The 18915-nt window shown below is 57.2% G+C and carries 17 protein-coding genes; 9 read left to right on the top strand and 8 right to left on the bottom strand.

Features of this window, described 5'->3' with window-relative positions; genetic code table 11:
- Positions 1-2 precede the first annotated feature (2 nt).
- Together NHF56_RS11580 and NHF56_RS11575 are read left to right on the top strand one after the other, a co-directional pair.
- Positions 3-1700, top strand: a complete 1698-nt coding sequence (locus NHF56_RS11580; protein ID WP_252804449.1) for an iron ABC transporter permease — start codon at positions 3-5, stop codon at positions 1698-1700.
- A gap of 144 nt (positions 1701-1844) precedes the next feature.
- A complete protein-coding gene (locus NHF56_RS11575; RefSeq protein ID WP_252804447.1) occupies positions 1845-2105 on the top strand; it encodes a DUF1344 domain-containing protein in 261 nt (86 codons plus the stop codon).
- Between the two features lie 8 nt (positions 2106-2113).
- On the opposite strand, the gene NHF56_RS11570 is transcribed toward NHF56_RS11575, so the two are convergent.
- The 4 genes from NHF56_RS11570 to NHF56_RS11555 form a co-directional block, all read right to left on the bottom strand.
- On the bottom strand, positions 2114-2713 hold the full coding sequence (locus tag NHF56_RS11570) for a histidine phosphatase family protein (RefSeq protein ID WP_252804445.1): 600 nt from the start codon (positions 2711-2713) through the stop codon (positions 2114-2116).
- Positions 2714-2715: 2 nt separating this feature from the next.
- Positions 2716-3534, bottom strand: a complete 819-nt coding sequence (gene fabI / locus NHF56_RS11565; protein ID WP_252804443.1) for an enoyl-ACP reductase FabI — start codon at positions 3532-3534, stop codon at positions 2716-2718.
- A gap of 130 nt (positions 3535-3664) precedes the next feature.
- Positions 3665-4546, bottom strand: a complete 882-nt coding sequence (locus tag NHF56_RS11560; protein WP_252804441.1) for a DnaJ C-terminal domain-containing protein — start codon at positions 4544-4546, stop codon at positions 3665-3667.
- 107 nt (positions 4547-4653) lie between these two features.
- Positions 4654-5103, bottom strand: a complete 450-nt coding sequence (locus NHF56_RS11555) for an RT0821/Lpp0805 family surface protein (RefSeq protein WP_252804440.1) — start codon at positions 5101-5103, stop codon at positions 4654-4656.
- A 45-nt stretch (positions 5104-5148) separates the two neighbouring features.
- Between NHF56_RS11555 and pdxH the strand changes: the two genes are divergently transcribed.
- Positions 5149-5769: a pyridoxamine 5'-phosphate oxidase gene (pdxH, locus tag NHF56_RS11550; protein ID WP_252804438.1), complete on the top strand. Its 621-nt coding sequence runs from the start codon at positions 5149-5151 to the stop codon at positions 5767-5769.
- A gap of 23 nt (positions 5770-5792) precedes the next feature.
- On the opposite strand, the gene NHF56_RS11545 is transcribed toward pdxH, so the two are convergent.
- A complete protein-coding gene (locus NHF56_RS11545) occupies positions 5793-6848 on the bottom strand; it encodes a polysaccharide deacetylase family protein (RefSeq protein WP_252804436.1) in 1056 nt (351 codons plus the stop codon).
- 89 nt (positions 6849-6937) lie between these two features.
- Positions 6938-9757, bottom strand: a complete 2820-nt coding sequence (locus tag NHF56_RS11540; protein WP_252804434.1) for a bifunctional diguanylate cyclase/phosphodiesterase — start codon at positions 9755-9757, stop codon at positions 6938-6940.
- Between the two features lie 865 nt (positions 9758-10622).
- On the opposite strand from NHF56_RS11540, the gene NHF56_RS11535 reads away from it, so the two are divergent.
- A complete protein-coding gene (locus tag NHF56_RS11535; RefSeq protein WP_252804432.1) occupies positions 10623-12668 on the top strand; it encodes an EAL domain-containing protein in 2046 nt (681 codons plus the stop codon).
- Positions 12669-12674: 6 nt separating this feature from the next.
- Here the strand turns inward: NHF56_RS11535 and tldD are convergent, their stop codons facing one another.
- Both tldD and NHF56_RS11525 read right to left on the bottom strand, forming a co-directional pair.
- A complete protein-coding gene (tldD, locus tag NHF56_RS11530; protein WP_252804988.1) occupies positions 12675-14090 on the bottom strand; it encodes a metalloprotease TldD in 1416 nt (471 codons plus the stop codon).
- A gap of 177 nt (positions 14091-14267) precedes the next feature.
- Positions 14268-14789, bottom strand: coding sequence for an invasion associated locus B family protein (locus NHF56_RS11525; protein WP_252804430.1), 522 nt, complete (start codon positions 14787-14789; stop codon positions 14268-14270).
- A 49-nt stretch (positions 14790-14838) separates the two neighbouring features.
- Between NHF56_RS11525 and NHF56_RS11520 the strand changes: the two genes are divergently transcribed.
- The 5 genes from NHF56_RS11520 (at position 14839) to NHF56_RS11500 (ending at position 18873) form a co-directional block, all read left to right on the top strand.
- Positions 14839-15093, top strand: a complete 255-nt coding sequence (locus NHF56_RS11520; RefSeq protein ID WP_252804426.1) for a hypothetical protein — start codon at positions 14839-14841, stop codon at positions 15091-15093.
- 60 nt (positions 15094-15153) lie between these two features.
- A complete protein-coding gene (gene coxB, locus NHF56_RS11515; protein ID WP_252804424.1) occupies positions 15154-16032 on the top strand; it encodes a cytochrome c oxidase subunit II in 879 nt (292 codons plus the stop codon).
- Positions 16033-16050: 18 nt separating this feature from the next.
- The gene (gene ctaD, locus NHF56_RS11510) at positions 16051-17715 is read left to right on the top strand and encodes a cytochrome c oxidase subunit I (RefSeq protein ID WP_252804422.1); all 1665 of its coding nucleotides are present in this window, start codon (positions 16051-16053) and stop codon (positions 17713-17715) included.
- Between the two features lie 70 nt (positions 17716-17785).
- A complete protein-coding gene (locus NHF56_RS11505) occupies positions 17786-18736 on the top strand; it encodes a heme o synthase (protein WP_252804420.1) in 951 nt (316 codons plus the stop codon).
- Positions 18736-18873, top strand: a complete 138-nt coding sequence (locus NHF56_RS11500) for a hypothetical protein (protein WP_252804418.1) — start codon at positions 18736-18738, stop codon at positions 18871-18873. The genes NHF56_RS11505 and NHF56_RS11500 overlap by 1 nt, the downstream gene beginning before the upstream one ends.
- Positions 18874-18915 lie beyond the last annotated feature (42 nt).

The following is an 18915-nucleotide window of genomic DNA, read 5'->3' as shown; positions in this document are numbered from 1 at the left end:
CCATGACCACTTTGGCCAAAGGCAAGATCAACGATAGGCAAAACGGGGGTGGCATTGCCGCCCTCGTCGTGCCTGTTCTGCTGCTGCTCGTTGCCTTTCCGCTCCTGTTTATCGTGCTGCAGGCCATCTTTCCCGATATCGGCAAAGGCTCGCTGGCCGAACCGTTCTCACTGGTCGGCAAAACCCTTTCCGATGAACGGCTGATCACCTGGACCCTGAACACCTTGAAGCTTGGCACGGGCGTGGTGCTGGGTGCGGCTTTCGTCGGTGTGCCGCTGGGTCTCCTGCGCGGTCTTTTCAGAATGCCGGGCGGCGCGTTATGGGATGTGATCTTTACCGTCCCCTTCGCCATACCGCCCTATATTGCCGCGCTTGGCTGGATTTTCTCGCTGCAGCGGCGTGGTTACCTCGAACAGTTGCTCGGCTTCAATCTCGGCCAGTTCCTGTTTTCCTATTGGGGCGTCGTCTTCGTGATGACGTTGAATGTCTTTCCGGTCGTCTATTTTGCCGTGTCACGCAGCGTTGCCTCCATTTCGGGCCGCTATCTGGAGGCTGCCCGCGTGTGCGGCGCCTCGCCGCGTGTCGGGCTCACCCGCATTCTCCTGCCGCTCACCCTGCCGGCCATCGCCGCCAGCCTGCTCCTCGTTTTCGCCATGTCGATTGAAGAGTTCGGCACCCCGGCGGTGCTGGCCGCGCGCTCCGGTTTTCTCGTCCTGGTCACCGGTATCGAGCAGCGCTTGACCGACTATCCGATCGATATGCCGGGTGCCTCCATTCTGTCGATCATCCTCGTTCTCCTGGCATTTGCCGCCTTCATGGGCCAGAACTGGCTCGTCAACCGGCGCGATTCCGGCACGGCGTCCGGCAAGCCGACACGGCAGGAACAGATGGAGCTTGGCCCCTATGCGCCGCTTGCCGTCGGCTTCTTCGTGCTTGTCGCGCTGGTCGGAACCATTCTGCCGATTGCCGGCGTCTTGTTGACGGCCTCGACCCGCACGATCTCCGGCGGCTTGAGCCTTTCAAACCTGTCGCTTGATCATTTCCGCATGCTGGGCGACAACACGGCTGGTGCGCTGGAAGCGCTTATCACCAGCTTCACGCTTGGCATCAGCGCTGCCGTGATCACCGGTCTCATCGGCGTGCTCACCGCGCTTGTCACCGTCAGGCAAAAAACGTTCCTCGCCCGTATCCTCGATTTTCTGAGCCTGATCCCGAATACCATTCCGGGCGTCGTCATCGCGGTGGGTTTGATCCTTGCCTGGACCCAGCCATGGCTGCCGGTGACGGCCTATAACACGCCCTGGGTGCTGGTCTTTGCCTATTGCGGCCTGCTCTTGCCCTATCCGGTTCGTTACGCCACCACGGCAATCCGCCAGTTGGGAACCGGCATGGAAGATGCAGCCCGCGTTTTTGGTGCAAGGCCAATCACCACCATCCGCCGCATTGTCATACCGCTCATTTTCCCGAGCATGCTGGCGGCCATGTTGCTTGTCTTTGCCGTTGCCTCGCGGGAACTGGTGGCGACCATACTTCTGGCACCGCTTGGAACGGTTACCATTGCTACCTTCATCTGGAGCCAGTTTGATCAGGGCTCCGTCGGTCTCGGCATGGCCATGAGTTCGGTTGCAATCCTTATCACGCTGACGGTTCCAGCACTTGCGGCTTTGCTCACAAGAGGCGGCAAGAGCAGGACGTCTTGAACCCGCGCAGACGGCAATTGCGGCATCAACAAGATTTTGACCAATGTAAATTCCGCCATATTTATCGTTCAGATGCCTTGCCAACGATCAACGAATAACCCTAACTTCGCCCGCATGGCGAAACCGGGACGGGAAATACCAAAGATGCGAAAAATCATAGCCGCCGCGGCCATTGCCGCTAGCCTGACAATGCCGCTTGCCGCCAGGGCAGACAGCGGCGATGTGGAAGCCAAGATCACCTCCGTCGATCCGGCAACGCAGACGATCGTGCTGGACAATGGCAAGGACTATCATACCCCTTCGGAGTTCAATTACGAGGGGCTTGAGCCCGGCGTTGAAGTGGTGATCTATTATTCCGAAGAAAACGGAAAACGCGTTATCGACGATTTGGAAGTGATCGAATAACCGATACTCTAAAGCCACTCGGCTTTTTCACGCGTAAATTTCAAGATGCGATCCTGCGGCACGTTCTCGCGTGCTGCCTTTTGCGGCTCAAGCGTGCCGCTGAGCTTGAACAGTGCACGAATAACGCCGCCATGGGTCACGCAGACTGTGGGCCTCTGTAGCCGCTCCAGCCAGGCGGCAATCCGCCAAGACAGCGTTTCATAGCTTTCGGCATCCTCGCCGGGCGGCATGTAGTGCCATTTGTCCGCCTTGCGCTCTCTCATCTGCTGAGGATAACCCACCCGCAATTCCGCTTCCGTCTGGCCTTCCCATTCGCCGAAGCTGAGTTCGAGAATGGCTTTTTCCATGGAAAACTGATCGGCAGGCATAAGGCCCGCGGCTTCGCGCACCAGCATCATGGTTTCGCGGGTTCGCACCAGCGGACTTGCAACAAAGTCGAAGCTTTCCAGATCATCACCAAGGGCAAGCCGCAATGCGACACCGTTGGCGCGCGCCTGCGCACGGCCAATATCGTTCAGCGGAATATCGCGCTGTCCCTGGAAGCGCCCCTCGGCATTCCAGTCCGTCTGTCCATGGCGGATGAAATAATGCGGGCCGGCTGCCAGCATTCTCAATCCTTGACGACGGAAATGTCGGGCGCGTCCACCGCCTTCATGCCAACGGTGTGGAAGCCGGAATCGACATGGTGAACCTCGCCGGTAACACCGGTCGAAAGATCTGAGAGCAGATAAAGGGCTGAATTGCCCACTTCGCCAATCGACACATTGCGCTTCAGCGGCGCGTTATACTCGTTCCACTTCAAGATGTAGCGGAAGTCGCCGATACCGGAGGCCGCCAGCGTCTTGATCGGACCAGCGGAAATTGCGTTCACGCGGATGCCGCGATTGCCAAGATCAACGGCCATATAGCGCACGGAGGCCTCAAGGGCCGCCTTTGCAACGCCCATCACATTATAATGCGGCATGACCTTTTCAGCACCGTAATAGGTGAGCGTGATCATGGAGCCGCCCTCGTTCATGATCTTTTCAGCGCGCTGCGCAACCGCGGTGAAGGAGTAAACGGAGATATCCATGGAGCGCAGGAAGTTTTCCCGGCTCGTGTCAACATAGCGTCCGGTCAGCTCTTCCTTGTCGGAATAGGCAATGGCATGCACGACAAAATCGATCTTGCCCCATTTGGCTTCAATCGTGTTGAAGACGGCGTCGATGCTTTCCATCCTGGTGACATCGCAGTCGCCGGCCATGAAGGCACCCAGTTCGCCGGCCAGCGGCTCAACGCGCTTTTTCAGCGCATCACCCTGCCATGTGAAGGCAAGTTCGGCGCCGGCATCGGCACATGCTTTGGCGATACCCCAGGCAATCGACCTGTTGTTTGCAACGCCCATAATAACGCCGCGTTTGCCGCTCATCAGACCACTCGTCTGAACCATTGACTGCCCCCTGGATCGTTCAATTGAGATGCCTATGGCACAGTGCGCAATGCGGTTCAAGCGCGCGTCACATCTTCATCCATCATGCTTCGTAACACTTGGTTCGTTTTCGTGAACCCAGGCCGCGGTGTTAAAGAAAAAGCCCTTCGCGCATGGACCGCATGAGGTCTTTGACCTTGTCGTCGGGGTGATCCCACAGCATCACGCGCACCTCGGCATAGAGCTCGCCGCGCTCGCCGTTTGCCTTCGGCAGGCCCTTGCCGCGCACAGGCAGGGTGCGGTTCGAGCCGGTCCATTCCGGCACCGTGATTCGCATCGGACCATCCGGCGTATCCACAATGGTTTCGCAGCCGAGAACCGCGTTTTCAATATCGACCGCCAGATCGACGTGGAGATCGCTGCCGGAAAAGCGAAACAGTTTGTGTGGCCTGATTCGAATGGTGGCAACGACATCGCCGCGTTGCATGCCCGCTATTTTATGGCCCTGGGCCGGTACTCGCACCAACGCGCCATCCCGCACCGTCTCCGGCAATGGCACTCTCAGGCTGCGCCCATCAGGCAGTGTCACTTGCGGGCTCTCGCCCTTGAAGATCGCCTCAATGGTCACCCATGCATCGACCGCCATATCGGGTGCTTTTTCGGTCGGGGGAGGGGCGGTGAATTTGCGAAACAGGTTGCCGAATGCGCCGGCGGCTGCAGAAGCCGCATCGGGTGCGGCACGTTCTGAAGCCCCGCCGGGTCGGTTTGCCCTTTGGTTCTGCTGCGGCTTTTCACTTGCGCTGCGTTTGCGCCGCTCCTCGGCAGCGCGCCGCTCCATGTCGTAACGATAGCGCCGTTCCGGGTCTTTCAACAGCTGATAGGCCTGACCGATTTCGGCAAAGCGCGTATTGGCCTCCGGATCGTTCTGATTTCGATCCGGATGCAGGGATTTTGCAAGTGAGCGCCATGCCGCCTTGATCTCGTCAGGGCCGGCGGAGCGTCTTACCCCGAGAACCGCATATGGGTCGCGCATTCAGGCTTCCAGCTTCATAGTCGCATTGATACGCCAGTGACCTTAGGCGCTCAACACGGAACGAAGCTTGCGTGTGCGAGGATCGTGAAATGGATAAGTTCTGGGGCTCAGCCCTGCTTCTCGAACCGCACCATGTGCCATTCGCCATCTGCCCCCAGGCACGTGCGTCCGGCATATTTGGAGACACCGGAATAGCTGTGGCTCGTGGTGATGAAGTCGCGGCAGACCACGCCGTCCTTGGAGAGTTCGGACAGCTGATCGACCGTTCCCGCGCTGCCGGTAAAGGAATTTGCCCAAGGCACAGCGTTACCCTCCAATTTGCCGATATCGGCGGAGGTGACTGCATTGCGCACGGTGATTTCGTCGGAGACCGTCTTTTGCTCGGAGCCGCTGGTGCCGGTGGTGATTGAAGGGTCGGGTGCGGCAGATTCAAGCCCAAACCCGTTGCCGATGCATCCGCTGAGAAAAGGCAGGCACATTGCAATGGTAACAAGATTTAAAAGCGGCAGATGCCGTCTTTCCCTTGTATCACCGGCTTGCTTTGCTATGTCTTTCACTTAGCCGTCCCAGCACATGTACTCATCAACAAACAGGCCGATAACATGACAGATAATGGGTTAATAACAAGTGACTTTCAGGCGCAAAATGAGCCATTCACCGTTTTTGCCGAATGGTTGAAGGAAGCCACGGAAACGGAAATCAACGACCCCAATGCCCTGGCGCTGGCAACCGTCGATGAAACCGGCATGCCCAATGTTCGCATGGTTCTGCTCAAGGGCTTCGACGAGCGCGGCTTTGTCTTCTACACCAATTTCGAGAGCGCCAAGGGACACGAAATTCTGGGCCAGATGAAGGCAGCCATGTGCTTTCACTGGAAATCCAGACGCCGCCAGGTGCGCGTGCGCGGCGAAATCGAGGTCGTTTCGAGTGAGGAGGCCGACGAATACTTTGCATCGCGTCCGCGCGGCAGCCGAATTGGTGCCTGGGCGTCCAAACAGTCGCGACCGCTCGAAAGCCGTTTCGCGCTGGAAAAGGCGGTTGCCGAATACACCGCAAAGTTTCACGTCGGCAGCATCCCGCGCCCGCCGCACTGGTCGGGCTTTCGGCTCAAGCCCGTTTCGATCGAATTCTGGCAGGATGGCAAGTTTCGACTCCACGACCGCATCCGGTTTGTCCGCACGGAAGATGGAGAAGCATGGGAAAAGGCGCGCCTCTACCCCTGATGGCCTGATCCCTGGTGCAGCCTTCAGCCGGTCATGCCGAATGGCAGACCGCCGGCAAGCGCACGCACATAGCGCGCCTTCTGATAAAGCCCGTTGAGTGAAATGCGCGGCAGGGCGTAAGGGCGCGAAAGCGCATTTGTGCCCAGGGTGCCGGGTTGCGTCGTGACCGCGAGTTTGAAGCCGCATTCGCCGGCCAGTCGTTCATCGCGGCCACTCACGGCTGTGCGGAAGCCATAAGGATAGGCCAGCGTGCAGGGCCGGATACCCGTGACGGCCTCGACGTAATCGGCAGATTCGCGCATTTCCGTCGCCGCCGTCGTGTCATCCAGAAAGGCAAGCGCGCGGTGCGAGCATGTATGCGCACCGATGGAAACGAGTGGCTGGCGGGCAAAATCGCTCAACTCCGCTTCATCCATCACCAATGTGTCGACGATCCCCAATGGATCGATGCCGCATTTTTCGGCGGCGATATTCAGGGCTGCGATAGCGGAGTTTTCATGCCGGCCGATAATGTGGCGGGCAAGGCGCTCGCTGACTGCCGTCTTTTCTGAAAGGCTTCGGCAGTGCAGCGTCTCGGGGCCAGACCCGAAATCGTATTCAAACGCATCCTGCGTGTTCAAAAGGGCTGCCACCGTTTCCCACCAGATCGTGTTGGTTCTGCGGGTCAGGCCGCGTGCGGCAAATACGGTGAAGGGTGCCTGATAACGCGTGAAAACAGGCAGCGCATCGCTGGCATTGTTGCGGTAGCCGTCATCGAGGGTAAAGACAGCGAACGATTTGCCGTCAGGCTCTTGAAGCCGCGCTTTGATCGCATGCAGCGGGATGATTTCATAGCCCTCGTCAAGCACGGTCTTGATGGCAGTATCCAGGAAGTCAGGCGTAACGGAAAGATGCGCGTTGGGTGAAAATCCGCAGACCCTGCCTTCGCGCACATGATGCAGTGTGAAGATGACGCCGCGATGGCGGCTTTTCTGCCCGTAAGGGAGCATGCGCAGCATATTGGCGAATTCCAGCCCAGCCGAAATAGCAAGCCATTTCGCGCTGTCTTTGGCCAGGTATTTCAAGCCCTTGCTGTTCATGAAGTCGAAAAACCCCTAAAATAACCGGGTCACTTTAGTTCAGGGGGTGTTAATTACCGATAAATGCGGCTGCAATTTACGGGCGAGTATCAGCCATCTTTTCTGTTGTTTTCCGAAAACGCGTCGCTCCATTCAACAAGAGCCTGCTTCGGCATGGCCCGGCACCACAGAAAGCCTTGCCCCTCGCGACAGCCGGCATCACGTATCCATTCGGCTTCAGCCGCCGTTTCAATGCCTTCGGCAACGGTATTCATGTTCAGGCCATGCGCCATGTCGATAATGGCTTTCACAAGAACGGCCTTTTTTTGATCGGAAATCACATCGCGCACAAATGAACGGTCGATCTTCAGTGTGCTGATCGGATAGCTGATCAGATAGGACATGGCCGAATAGCCGGTACCAAAATCATCAATGGCGACGTTGAGGCCAAGTTCGGTGAGCGCCTTGAGAAGTGTCGCCGCCTTCATCTGATCGGAAATCATGAGGCTTTCGGTGATTTCAAGCTCCAGCCATTCCGGGCGGCATTGCGTGCTTCTCAATGTCTGTTGAACAAGCGAAAGAAAATTGTCGGCCATCAGCTGGACCGGTGAAAGGTTGACCGCGATCTTGACCGGTTTGGCGCGCTTTTCATTCCATTCACGCGCGAAGATACAGGAATCGGTCAATGTCTTTTCGCCGAGAGTAAGGATGAGCCCTGTTTCCTCTGCCAGTGGGATGAACATGGCAGGCGGAATGTTTCCGCGCCGCGGATGGCGCCAGCGCATGAGTGCCTCAGCGCCGGTTATCGTGTTGCTTGCCAAGTCGAATTTGGGTTGGAAATGGGTTTCGAACTGGCCGTTTTCGAGGGCCGTGCGAATGTCAGCTTCCAGCGAGAAGCGATCGCGGCTGCGTTGCAGCATCTCGGGCTCGAAGAGGCGATAGCTGGCCGTGCTGCTTTTCTTGGCTTCACTCAGCGCCAGCCCGGCCTGTGAAAGCGCTTCATCGGAATCCTTCACATTGCCTGGCAGGATGACGACACCGATTTTGGCACTCAGGGTGATGTAGCGCCCATCAATGAACTGGGGTTTACCGATCAGGTCCAGCAAATGTGCTGCAAAGGCCTCTATCTGATCGGGAGCAGACATTGTCGTCTGCACCAGAAACTCGTCACCTTTGATGCAGGCCGTATAGGCACTGCCGTTGGCATTCTTGATGCGCTCGGCGAGGCGGATCAGCAGGCTGTCGCCGGCAGCAAGCCCGATGGAATCGTTGACCTCGCCAAAACGATGCAGATTGATCAGCAGAATGGCAGCACCAGCAGAGCCGCGGCGAAGAGATTGCAAGAGCGTTTCCAAACGTTCGCGGGCGTGGCGTTCATTGGGCAGACCCGTAAGGGGATCGTTGTGGGTCAGCTCAGAAAGTTGACTGCGCGCCCTTTGCAATTCGAGCGTCATGTTCTTCTGACGCGTGATGTCCCGGGCAATGCCCACCGACCCTTCGACAGTGCCGCCTTTGCCGCTGATGGGAAAGACGGAAATGTCCAGATAGCGGGTTTCGCCGCTGGCCGAATACCACGCGACCTCGTGAAGGCTGACAAACTTTCCTGCCGCCAGATCAGCGATCCTTGGTGGTGTGGATATTTCGGGTGGAAGCGTGGCCATGCCATCGAGTGTGCGTTTGGAGATGACGTCATAGGCAAAAAGCCCGGTCATCGCCTGGAAGGAATTGTTGACCGCTACAAAATATCCATCCGCATCCCTGATCCAGACCGCCTCTTGCGTTGCGTCGAGGACGGTTTTCATCTGATGGATCAGTTCATCAAGCCCGTCATGCTTCATGTCGTCATCGGCAGGGTCCCGTCGCCCTGCAGCGACCGTGTTGCCAACGATCAGCACGCCCAAGACGGTTCCGTCGGGGGCAAGGTCAGGAATGAAATCGATGGTTTCCAGCGATTTCATGCCGGCCTCGACAATCATCTCGAGCTCAACCTTATGCGGGCGTCGCGTGTCGATAGCCTTTTGGAAATGCCGGCGAAAAGCGCCGCCATCCCGATCGAAGAAGCTGCTCTTGAAGATATTGATACGGCTGAGCTGCTCAGGACTGGTGCCAAACAGATTGCGTGTCGTCTCGTTCATGTAAACGGTATCGCCGGACACGGTGTGGTAGACAATCTTGGTGTCCAGCGTATCGAGAATTTTGCGGAGCCGACCAAGTTCATCGGCCATTTCGCGCTGGTGTTTGTCGCTGTTGCTGAGGCTGCGAATGAAACACAAGAGCCCGCAAACGTGGCCGCTCTCGTCGCGCACGGGCTGGCGAATGACTTCAACCATGACGAATTCATTGGTGCCCGGCTTGTGCGATGCCTCGGTGGAGTGGATACGCTTGCCTGTTTCCATTGCCTTGATATCTTCAAGAACCGCATTGCGGGTCGGCTCGATACCGAAAAGCTCCTGCGCTGTCTTGCCGATTGCCTCACCAGGCTTCAACCGACAGAACTCGTCGAACTTGGGATTTGTGTACAGGAATCGACCGAGGAGATCCTTATAATAGACCGCGCTCCAAGAGCTTTCGGTGAGTTTGAGCCACTGCAGCAAGAGATTTCTGGTGGTGCCGTTGGGCGTGCGATTGGGGTATTCAGCGCCTTCTTCAAAGGCATATCCGTGCCAGAAAGTGCCGCCCGATCCGTCGTCGGCCATGTGAATATCCAGTTCTACGCCTTTCAAACAGGACAATTTCAACTGATGCCGGCCTTCGCCATAGGCATTGCTGGTGAGCGCGTCGGTCAATTCGCTCAACAGCGCCTTGCTGAAGCTTGCAGCAGTCAACCCTTCGCCGAAGGATTTGTATTCCGCGCACAATAATGCCCTGGCAACATTGCCGCAGTAAGCAACGTCCAGTTCTGCATCGGCGCTCCAATGAAAAATGAACATTTCGTCTGCGACGCCGGTGCTGTTTTCGCCCGTTTGCAATAACTTATCTTTGGCGATCATCGACTCCGAATTCTGTTGCGCGCGACCAAAGGCTCAATTCTAAAACGACTGAACTGTCCCTCGTAAGCCGGAGACAAATCCAATCACCAAAATCCGGAAATCGCAATGGATGCGCGCCATAAATACAACCCGTGGTAACGAACTTGTGATATGATAATATCAAGCGGCCAATTTTCAATTAGCCTAAAGAGGTGTCCAGATTAGCATTTGTCATTTTGGAGTAATGTAAGATCGCCAGCTTGATCCATGATTTCCGGACGGTCTTGTTTCCGGGCTGATATCTGTGGATTAAGATTATGAATACACGGGAGAAAACCCGCTTCCGCCACAGTTCATATTTTGCTTTCTCCGTCGCGTCATCTCGCTCTGCAGGTGGTTTGATATGTCCAGTACCGCATCAAACGCCCACAATCATACATGTTGTCTTTGTACTGCGGGCGATTGAGCGCCGATTCGGATGACTGGCCTCAAAGCGTTGGCCCGCCTTTCGGCGTCGTTAGGACGATTTTGCGCGTGCCTGATCTTTTCGCGCAAAGATTGAAAAATTCCGCCTCCAAAGAATATTTAAACGTCCAATTGATCCGCGCGCCCGTGATCTCTCGTGGCGCTGGCCGCATGCGATAAAGCAAAGGTCTGCCATGCGGCGAAACCTTCTTTTCCATCAGCTGTATTGAACAAGTAATAAAGGTTTTGTCACGATCCTCACGGGCTTTACTAAAAGTATTGGAAGGTTACTGGTCTATCCTTATAATTGCAAAACGGCCCGTTTGATTCGGGCGGTCTGATCGAACCTTTCGGAGGGCGTGTGGCGACTGATTTTTCGCCCGAGTGGCTGGAACGGATTTTGGGCGGTGTCAGTGAAGAGGCCCGCAGCGATGTCCACCGCCTCTATCAGGCTTACACGACCGCCAGTCAAAAAGCCGATCGCATGCAGCGTTCGCTCGACGCGCTGCCGGAGGAATTTGATATCAAGGATAAGCAAAGTCGCTTCCTTGGTCACATCACCACCCAGAAACAGACGGAAATGATGCTGCGCGCGCAGACTGAAATTCTGGAAATGGTGGCAACCAACCAGCCTTTGCAGGCTATTTTTCAGCGCATATCGAAGTTGAATGATGAGCAGGCCAATGGCGTCTACAGCTCCATCATGCTTCTGGACCGCGACGGCAAGCATTTTACCGATTCCGTTTCGGCCTTTTTGCCCGAAGCTTATACCAAGCAGTTTCTGGGGGTTGAAATCGGTGACAATATCGGCTCCTGCGGAACAGCCTGCTTTCGCAAGCAGACGGTAATCGTCGAAGACATCTATTCCGACCCGAAATGGGCACCGTTCAGAGATGCCGTGCGACCATTCGGCTATCGCTCCTGCTGGTCTTCGCCCATCATGCGTTCCGATGGGTCGGTGGCGGGCAGTTTCGCGCTCTATTCCAAGAGTGCGCGCAAGCCCACCAACTTCGAAGCGCAGCTCTTCGATGTCGGCACCTGGCTTGCCTCGATTGCGATTGAAAGCCACAGCGCGGTCCAGGCTGTCAGGATCGCTGCGGAGACCGATCCGCTTACAGGTCTGAACAATCGTGGAAATTTCAGCCGGCAGCAGCAGGCCTGGATCAAACGAGCCCGGCAGGATGAAAGCCGGTTTGCCACGATCTTTATCGACTTGGATGGCTTCAAGCTCGTCAATGACCGCTACGGCCACAAGGTCGGCGATGACTATCTGAAGCTGGTTGGTGCGCGAATGCGTGAGATCGGCGTAGACGACTACGTGATGGCGCGGGTCGGTGGCGACGAATTTGCGCTTCTGCGTACCGTTGAAGGCGAGATTGCCCAACTCAAGACGGAGGTCGAAACCTTCATGCATCGGCTGAGCCAACCGCTGGATGTTCACGGTTTGCGGCTTTCGGTGTCCGGCACCGCGGGTGTCGCCATTTTCCCTGACCATGGGAATCTGGCCGATACGCTGCTCACGAATGCCGATTCAGCCATGTATTACGCCAAGAAGCGGGGCAGCGGTCAGGTCAAACTGTATAATGTGTCCATCGACAACGAACACCGCAGCCGCGAAATGCGCATTGCCGCGCTCGAAAAGGCGATTACCCACGGCGAGATCGATCTGGATTTTCAGCCGCAATTTGATCTCGTCAAAGGAGGGATCGACGGTTTTGAAGCCCTTGCGCGCTGGCAGCACCCGCAGCTTGGTCGCTTGAGCCCCGCCTATTTCATCGACCTGGCCGAGGAGGCGGGCTTGATCGTGCCGTTGGGGGGCAGCGTGCTCAACCGCGCCTGCAAAAGGGCAAAGAGCTGGTCAGACAAGACCGGGAAATGGGTTTCGGTTGCCGTCAATGTCTCCGCCTTGCAGTTTACCGATGGCATTATCCTGGAGCAGGTGCGCCAGGCGCTTTCCAAAAGCGGTCTTCCGGCCGCCTGTCTGGAGCTGGAACTGACCGAGACCGCGCTAGCCGACACCAAAAGCGCAGCAGCCACGATGGCCGAACTGCATGGCATGGGCGTGCGCACGGCGCTGGACGATTTCGGAACGGGCTATTCGAACCTTTCGGCGCTCGCAGCCATGCCGCTGGACAGGCTGAAGATCGACCGCTCGATCATTCAGGATATTCCCGGCAACCCGGCTGCCGCCTCCATTGCATCCGCCATCATCGCCATGGGCCAGAAGCTGGAGATGAAAGTTCTTGCCGAAGGCGTGGAAACCCGCGAACAGCTCGATTTCCTCAAGGAAAACGACTGCGATGCGGCGCAAGGCTATTATCTCGGCCGCCCCGTCAGTTTCGAAGACGCTCTCGCCATGCTCATCAACAGCGAGTTGGATGTGGTCGCCACCTCATCGCGGCGCTGACGGCTATTAAGCCTGCGTGCCGCCGACAGTTACCTGATCCATTCTCAGATGCGGCTGGCCAACGCCGACAGGCACGCCCTGACCCGCCTTGCCACACATGCCGATGCCGGGATCGAGTTTCATGTCGTTCCCGACCATGGAAATGCGTTTCATGGATTCCGGCCCGTTGCCGATCAGCATGGCGCCCTTCACCGGCGCGCCCACCTTGCCGTCTTCGATGAGATAGGCTTCTGTGCAGCCGAACACAAACTTGCCCGAGGTGATATCGACCTGTCCTCCGCCGAAGGAAACGGCATAAATGCCCTTCTTCACCGAGCGGATGATTTCTTCCGGTGTCTTGTCGCCACCCAGCATGTACGTATTTGTCATGCGCGGCATGGGGCGGTGTGCGTATGACTGCCTGCGTCCGTTTCCGGTCGGCTTCATGCCCATCAGGCGCGCATTCTGCCGATCCTGCATATAGCCAACGAGCTTGCCGTCTTCGATGAGTGTATTATAGCCCGAGGGTGTACCTTCATCGTCGACCGTAAGCGAACCGCGCCGCTCATCAATCGTACCGTCGTCGACAACCGTTACACCCGGAGCGGCCACCATCTGGCCCATCAGACCGGCAAAGGCGGATGTCTTCTTCCGGTTGAAGTCGCCTTCCAGCCCGTGGCCGACGGCCTCATGCAGCATCACGCCCGGCCAGCCGGAGCTCAGCACCACATCCATGGTGCCGGCGGGCGCATCCACGGCCTCAAGATTGACGAGCGCCTGACGAAGCGCCTCGTCGCAGGCATGTTCCCAATGATGCCGCGTAACGAGTTCGCCAAAACCGCGCCGCCCGCCGGAACCATAAGAACCGGATTCCTGCCGGTCGCCTTCGCCAGCCACCACCGAAACGTTGAGGCGGGTCATCGGGCGGATGTCGCGCACGCGGTGTCCATCGCGGCGAATGATCTCCACGACCTGCCAGCTGGCGGTGATGGAGGCTGTGACCTGGCGCACCCGCGGGTCCTTGTTGCGCAGATAGGCATCGATTTCCTGCAAAAGCTTGGCCTTGGCCTCGAAGCTTGGTTCCCCAATCGGATTGATGTCGGGATAGAGCACCTTGTTGGTGCGCTGCGGTGCTGCTGCGTAATTGCCGCTGTAGCCTGCGGTGACGCCGCGCACAGCATCGGCAGCCCGCTTCAGCGCCGCTTCTGAAAGGTCGCCCGCATGGGCATAACCAACCGCTTCACCGGCAACCGAGCGCAGCCCGAAACCCTGATCCGTGTTGAACGTGCCCTGCTTCAGGCGGCCATCATCAAAGGTCAGTGCCTCGGCCTGCGCGTGTTCAATATAGAGCTCGCCGTCATCGGCATCCTTCAACGCATCGGAAACGATCGCCTGAACGCGCGCCTCATCACAATCGAACAGTTTCAGGAGGTCGTTGTCCATCGGGATATCCTTTTGCGACTTGCGTAATTCATCATAGATCCGCCCTTGCGGATCACCGGTTCGATCACCCAGAAATGCGACTGCCATTCGGCAAAATCAAGAGCCCGCGCCAATTCGCGGGCCGCCGGTTGGCCGTCAAGGGTGAGCATGCATCTAAGGGGAGGGCGGGAACGCGCCCTAAGGCAGCGCGTCGTAACCTTCGGCAAGACCGGTCAGATCGACCGGGATGCCAATACCCTCTTCAGGCGATTGGAACACGATGAATGTCGCCGTGCTGCCCGCACGCAGCGTTTTCAAAAGTTCGTCTTCCAGCACCACTTCCGCATAACAGCCGTCCGAGAAGCAGCGCACAAAGTAGGCGCGACCGATATCCTTGCCGTCCACATTGAGACCAAGCCCGTTCGGCAGCAGAACGCCAAGGGGGGCGAGCACACGCAGGATGCGTGCCTTGCGATCCGCCGTCTTCAAAATGGCGACGGAAAGGCCGACCTCCGGACGGTCTTCGGCAATCACGTTCTGCATCAGCGCACATTGTTCACTGTTCGCGCCGGCCGGCGTATCGCAGATAATCGACCATGCGCCATGGTTCGATTTAACGGTTCCTGGAGTTTGTGCCTTCGCCGCACCGCCCAATCCCGCAGCAAGCGCTGCTGAAATACCGAGAAGTTTCAACGCATGAACAAGGGTGCGGATCTTCATTGACGACCTCAAAATTCCGAATCATTCGCTTCATTTTTGGGGTGCGCTCATGAAAATGAAAACCCCTCCCACTGCCTTTTCGCTGTTTTCCAAGGTTTCAAGGCAGAAATGGGACAAAACCCTTTTAAGGGCTTTTACTGGCGTTGTCGCCGGGGTATTTTGGATGGATGGACGGTTGGGCGCGAGATTTCACGGACAAATTTTTGTTGATCTCGCGGCAAAAACTGTCATTGCGCAAAAATGCCGCATATTTCGTGAAGCCGAACAGTTGCGGATGCATCCAAACTGTGGTTTGAAACGCTGAACTTAGCAGGATTCTGCTTTTCTTGTTTGATCCTGATCAAACATTTGGGGAGATACGTTCGTGAAAAACAAAGCTTTTGCAGTTTTGGCCGCTCTGGCCTGTCTGCTGGCCGGAACCGGAGCCTTCGCAGCGCAGCCGGTGGAATGGCAAACAGATCTGCAGCCCGCAGCGACCACCGTCATGGAAGGTATTCGCTGGTTTGAAGAATATACATTGTGGTTCATCATTCCGATTACCATCCTTGTGCTTCTTCTTTTGATTGTCGTTGTCGTGCGTTTCCGGGCCGGAGCCAATCCGACACCGTCGAAGACCAGCCACAACACAGCCATCGAGATCATCTGGACGCTCGGTCCGGTTGTCGTTCTCTTCTTCCTGGCGATTCCGTCTTTCAAGCTTTTGAATGAGGAACTGATCATTCCTCAGGACGTCGATATGACGATCAAGGCAACCGGCAACCAGTGGTACTGGTCTTATGAATATCAGGGCGACACCGAAGTCAGCTTCGATTCCTATCTCCTGAAGGAAGAAGGCCGTGCAGATGCCGGCAAGGAAGACAAGGCTGCCTATCCGCGCCTGCTGGCTGTCGACAATGAATTGGTGGTTCCCGTCGGCAAGACTGTCCGTCTGCTCGTAACCGGCGCTGACGTTATTCATGCCTTCGCCATGCCGGCATTCGGTGTGAAGATCGACGCGATCCCTGGCCGCATGAACGAAACCTGGTTCAAGCCTGAAGCCGAAGGTCTTTATTATGGCCAGTGTTCGGAGCTTTGCGGCAAGGATCACGGCTTCATGCCGATCGCCATCCGTGTTGTTTCCGAAGACCAGTACAATGCCTGGCTTCAGGAAGCTGCCAATGATGTCGGCGCCGCCAACAAGGCCTTGATGGCGTCTGTCGATAATGAATCCAGCGATGTCAAAGTCGCTGCCAACAGCAACTAATTCAGGGGGCTTCGGACAATGGCTGGACATTCCGCTACTGATGCTCATGGCGCTGACCACGGTCATCACCAAATGAGCTTCTTCACACGCTGGTTCCTTTCCACAAACCACAAGGACATCGGCACCCTTTACCTGATCTTCGCGATCATCGCCGGCGTTGTCGGCGGTACGCTGTCCGTCTTCATGCGCTGGGAGCTCATGGAGCCGGGTATTCAGATTTTCCACGGTCTGGCCTCGATGGTCTACGGCGTTGAAGGCGACGCTGCCATTGATGCCGGCAAGGAAATGTACAACGTGTTCACCACAGCGCACGCGCTGATCATGATCTTCTTCATGGTGATGCCGGCGCTGATCGGCGGCTTTGCCAACTGGATGATCCCGATCATGATCGGTGCGCCGGATATGGCCTTCCCGCGCATGAACAACATTTCGTTCTGGCTGATCATTCCGGCATTCCTGCTCCTCATGCTGTCGCTCTTCGTTCAGGGCGCGCCTGGCGGTCACGGTGTTGGCGGCGGCTGGACCATGTATCCGCCGCTTTCAACGACCGCCTCCGGTGGTCCGGCTGTGGACATGGCGATCCTGGCGCTGCACATTGCCGGTGCATCCTCGATCCTCGGTGCGATCAACTTCATCACCACGATCCTGAACATGCGCGCCCCCGGCATGACCATCCACAAGATGCCGCTCTTTGCCTGGGCCGTTCTGATCACTGCATTCCTGCTGCTCCTTTCGTTGCCGGTTCTGGCAGGTGGCATCACCATGCTTCTGACCGACCGCAACTTCGGCACGGCTTTCTTCAAGCCTGAAGCTGGCGGCGACCCGATCCTGTTCCAGCACCTGTTCTGGTTCTTCGGTCACCCGGAAGTGTACATTCTGATCCTGCCGGGCTTCGGCATCATCAGCCACATCGTGTCCACCTTCTCCAAGAAGCCGGTCTTCGGTTACCTCGGCATGGCCTATGCCATGGCTGCCATCGGTGCCGTCGGCTTCATCGTGTGGGCGCACCACATGTACACGGTCGGCCTGTCGCTTGACGCACAGCGCTACTTCCTCTTCGCCACCATGGTGATTGCGGTTCCGACCGGTGTGAAGATCTTCTCCTGGATTGCGACGATGTGGGGTGGCTCGATCACCTTCAGCACGCCGATGATCTGGGCGATCGGCTTCATCTTCCTGTTCACCGTTGGCGGCGTGACGGGCGTTCAGCTCGCCAATGCCGGCCTCGACCGCGCCCTGCACGACACCTACTACGTGGTTGCGCACTTCCACTACGTGCTGTCGCTGGGTGCCGTGTTCGCCATCTTCGCTGCCTGGTACTACTGGTTCCCGAAGATGACCGGCTACATGTACTCGCAGGCGCTGGGCAATCTGCACTTCGTCGTCATGTTCATCGGTGTGAACCTGATCTTCTTCCCGCAGCACTTCCTCGGCCTTGCCGGTATGCCGCGCCGCTACATCGACTATCCGGATGCATTTGCCGGCTGGAACTATGTTTCCTCCATCGGCTCCTACATCTCGGCTGTCGGTGTGCTGATCTTCTTCGTCTGCGTGATCGAAGCATTCATGAAGAAGCGCGTTGCCGGTGACAATCCCTGGGGCGTTGGTGCCGATACGCTGGAGTGGACCCTGTCCTCTCCGCCGCCGACCCACCAGTGGGAACAGCTGCCGCGCATCAAGTAAGCGCTGGAACAAAAAGGAGTGCCGCCCGGTTCGGGGCGGCCTCCATCGAAATTTCAAGACGAGTTAGAATATGTCCACGGTCGAAAACCACGAAGCCATCGCATCGCAGTCAGCGCTCCGTATCTCGGAAGCCAGTGCTGGCGATTATTTCGCGCTGTTGAAGCCGCGTGTCATGTCGCTTGTCGTTTTCACGGCATTTTCCGGCCTGTTCCTGGCACCGGGCCATATCAACCCGCTGATCGCAGTCATTGCCATTCTCTGCATCGCCGTCGGTGCCGGTGCCTCTGGCGCGCTCAACATGTGGTACGACGCCGATATCGACGCCGTGATGGAGCGCACAGCCACCCGTCCCATTCCCGCCGGCAAGGTGATTCCGGGCGAAGCTCTCGGCTTCGGGCTGGTGCTTTCGGCTTTTGCGGTCACCATTTTGGGTCTTGCTGTAAACTGGCTTGCTGCCGGTCTCCTGGCCTTCACCATTTTCTTCTACGCTGTCGTCTACACAATGTGGCTGAAGCGCTCCACACCGCAGAACATCGTTATCGGCGGCGCGGCCGGCGCTTTCCCGCCCATGATCGGCTGGGCCTGTGTGACCGGTGGCGTTTCCATTGACAGCATCTTGCTGTTTGCCATCATCTTCCTCTGGACGCCGGCCCATTTCTGGGCGCTGGCGCTGTTCAAGATGAAGGACTATGGCGACGCCGGTGTGCCGATGCTGCCCAATGTCGCGGGCGTTCCGACCACCAAAACACAGATCGTTCTCTATGCAGTCTTGACCGCTGCGGTTGGCATTGCCCCAGTGTTTACCGGTCTGGCCAGCGCCTACTATGGTGCGGTTGCGCTCTGTCTTGGCGCTGCGCTCGTCTGGTATTCCATTGCCACCTACCGGATGGCGGAAGACGACACGCGCATGATTGCCGCCAAGAAAATGTTCGGCTATTCGATCCTATATCTCTTCCTGATCTTCTCCGCTTTGATGGCCGACCATCTGGTCGCGATGTTTATCGCTGGAGGTCATGCCTGATGGATAAGGTGGAGCTGACGGAAGCACAGAAGAAGTCGCGCCGTGGCCGCAACATTGCGCTGGGGCTTGTCCTTGCTGGTCTGGTCGTGATCTTTTATGTGATCACCGTCGCCAAATATGCAGCCATCGCGCCTTGAGGAGGTTATCGTGAGTGATCAGACACCTGCACCTCAACCGAA

It is taken from the genome of Rhizobium sp. L1K21, from assembly GCF_024055895.1.
In the GTDB taxonomy this organism is placed as follows: domain Bacteria; phylum Pseudomonadota; class Alphaproteobacteria; order Rhizobiales; family Rhizobiaceae; genus Ensifer_A.
This window is presented reverse-complemented; position numbering and strand designations above follow the sequence as displayed.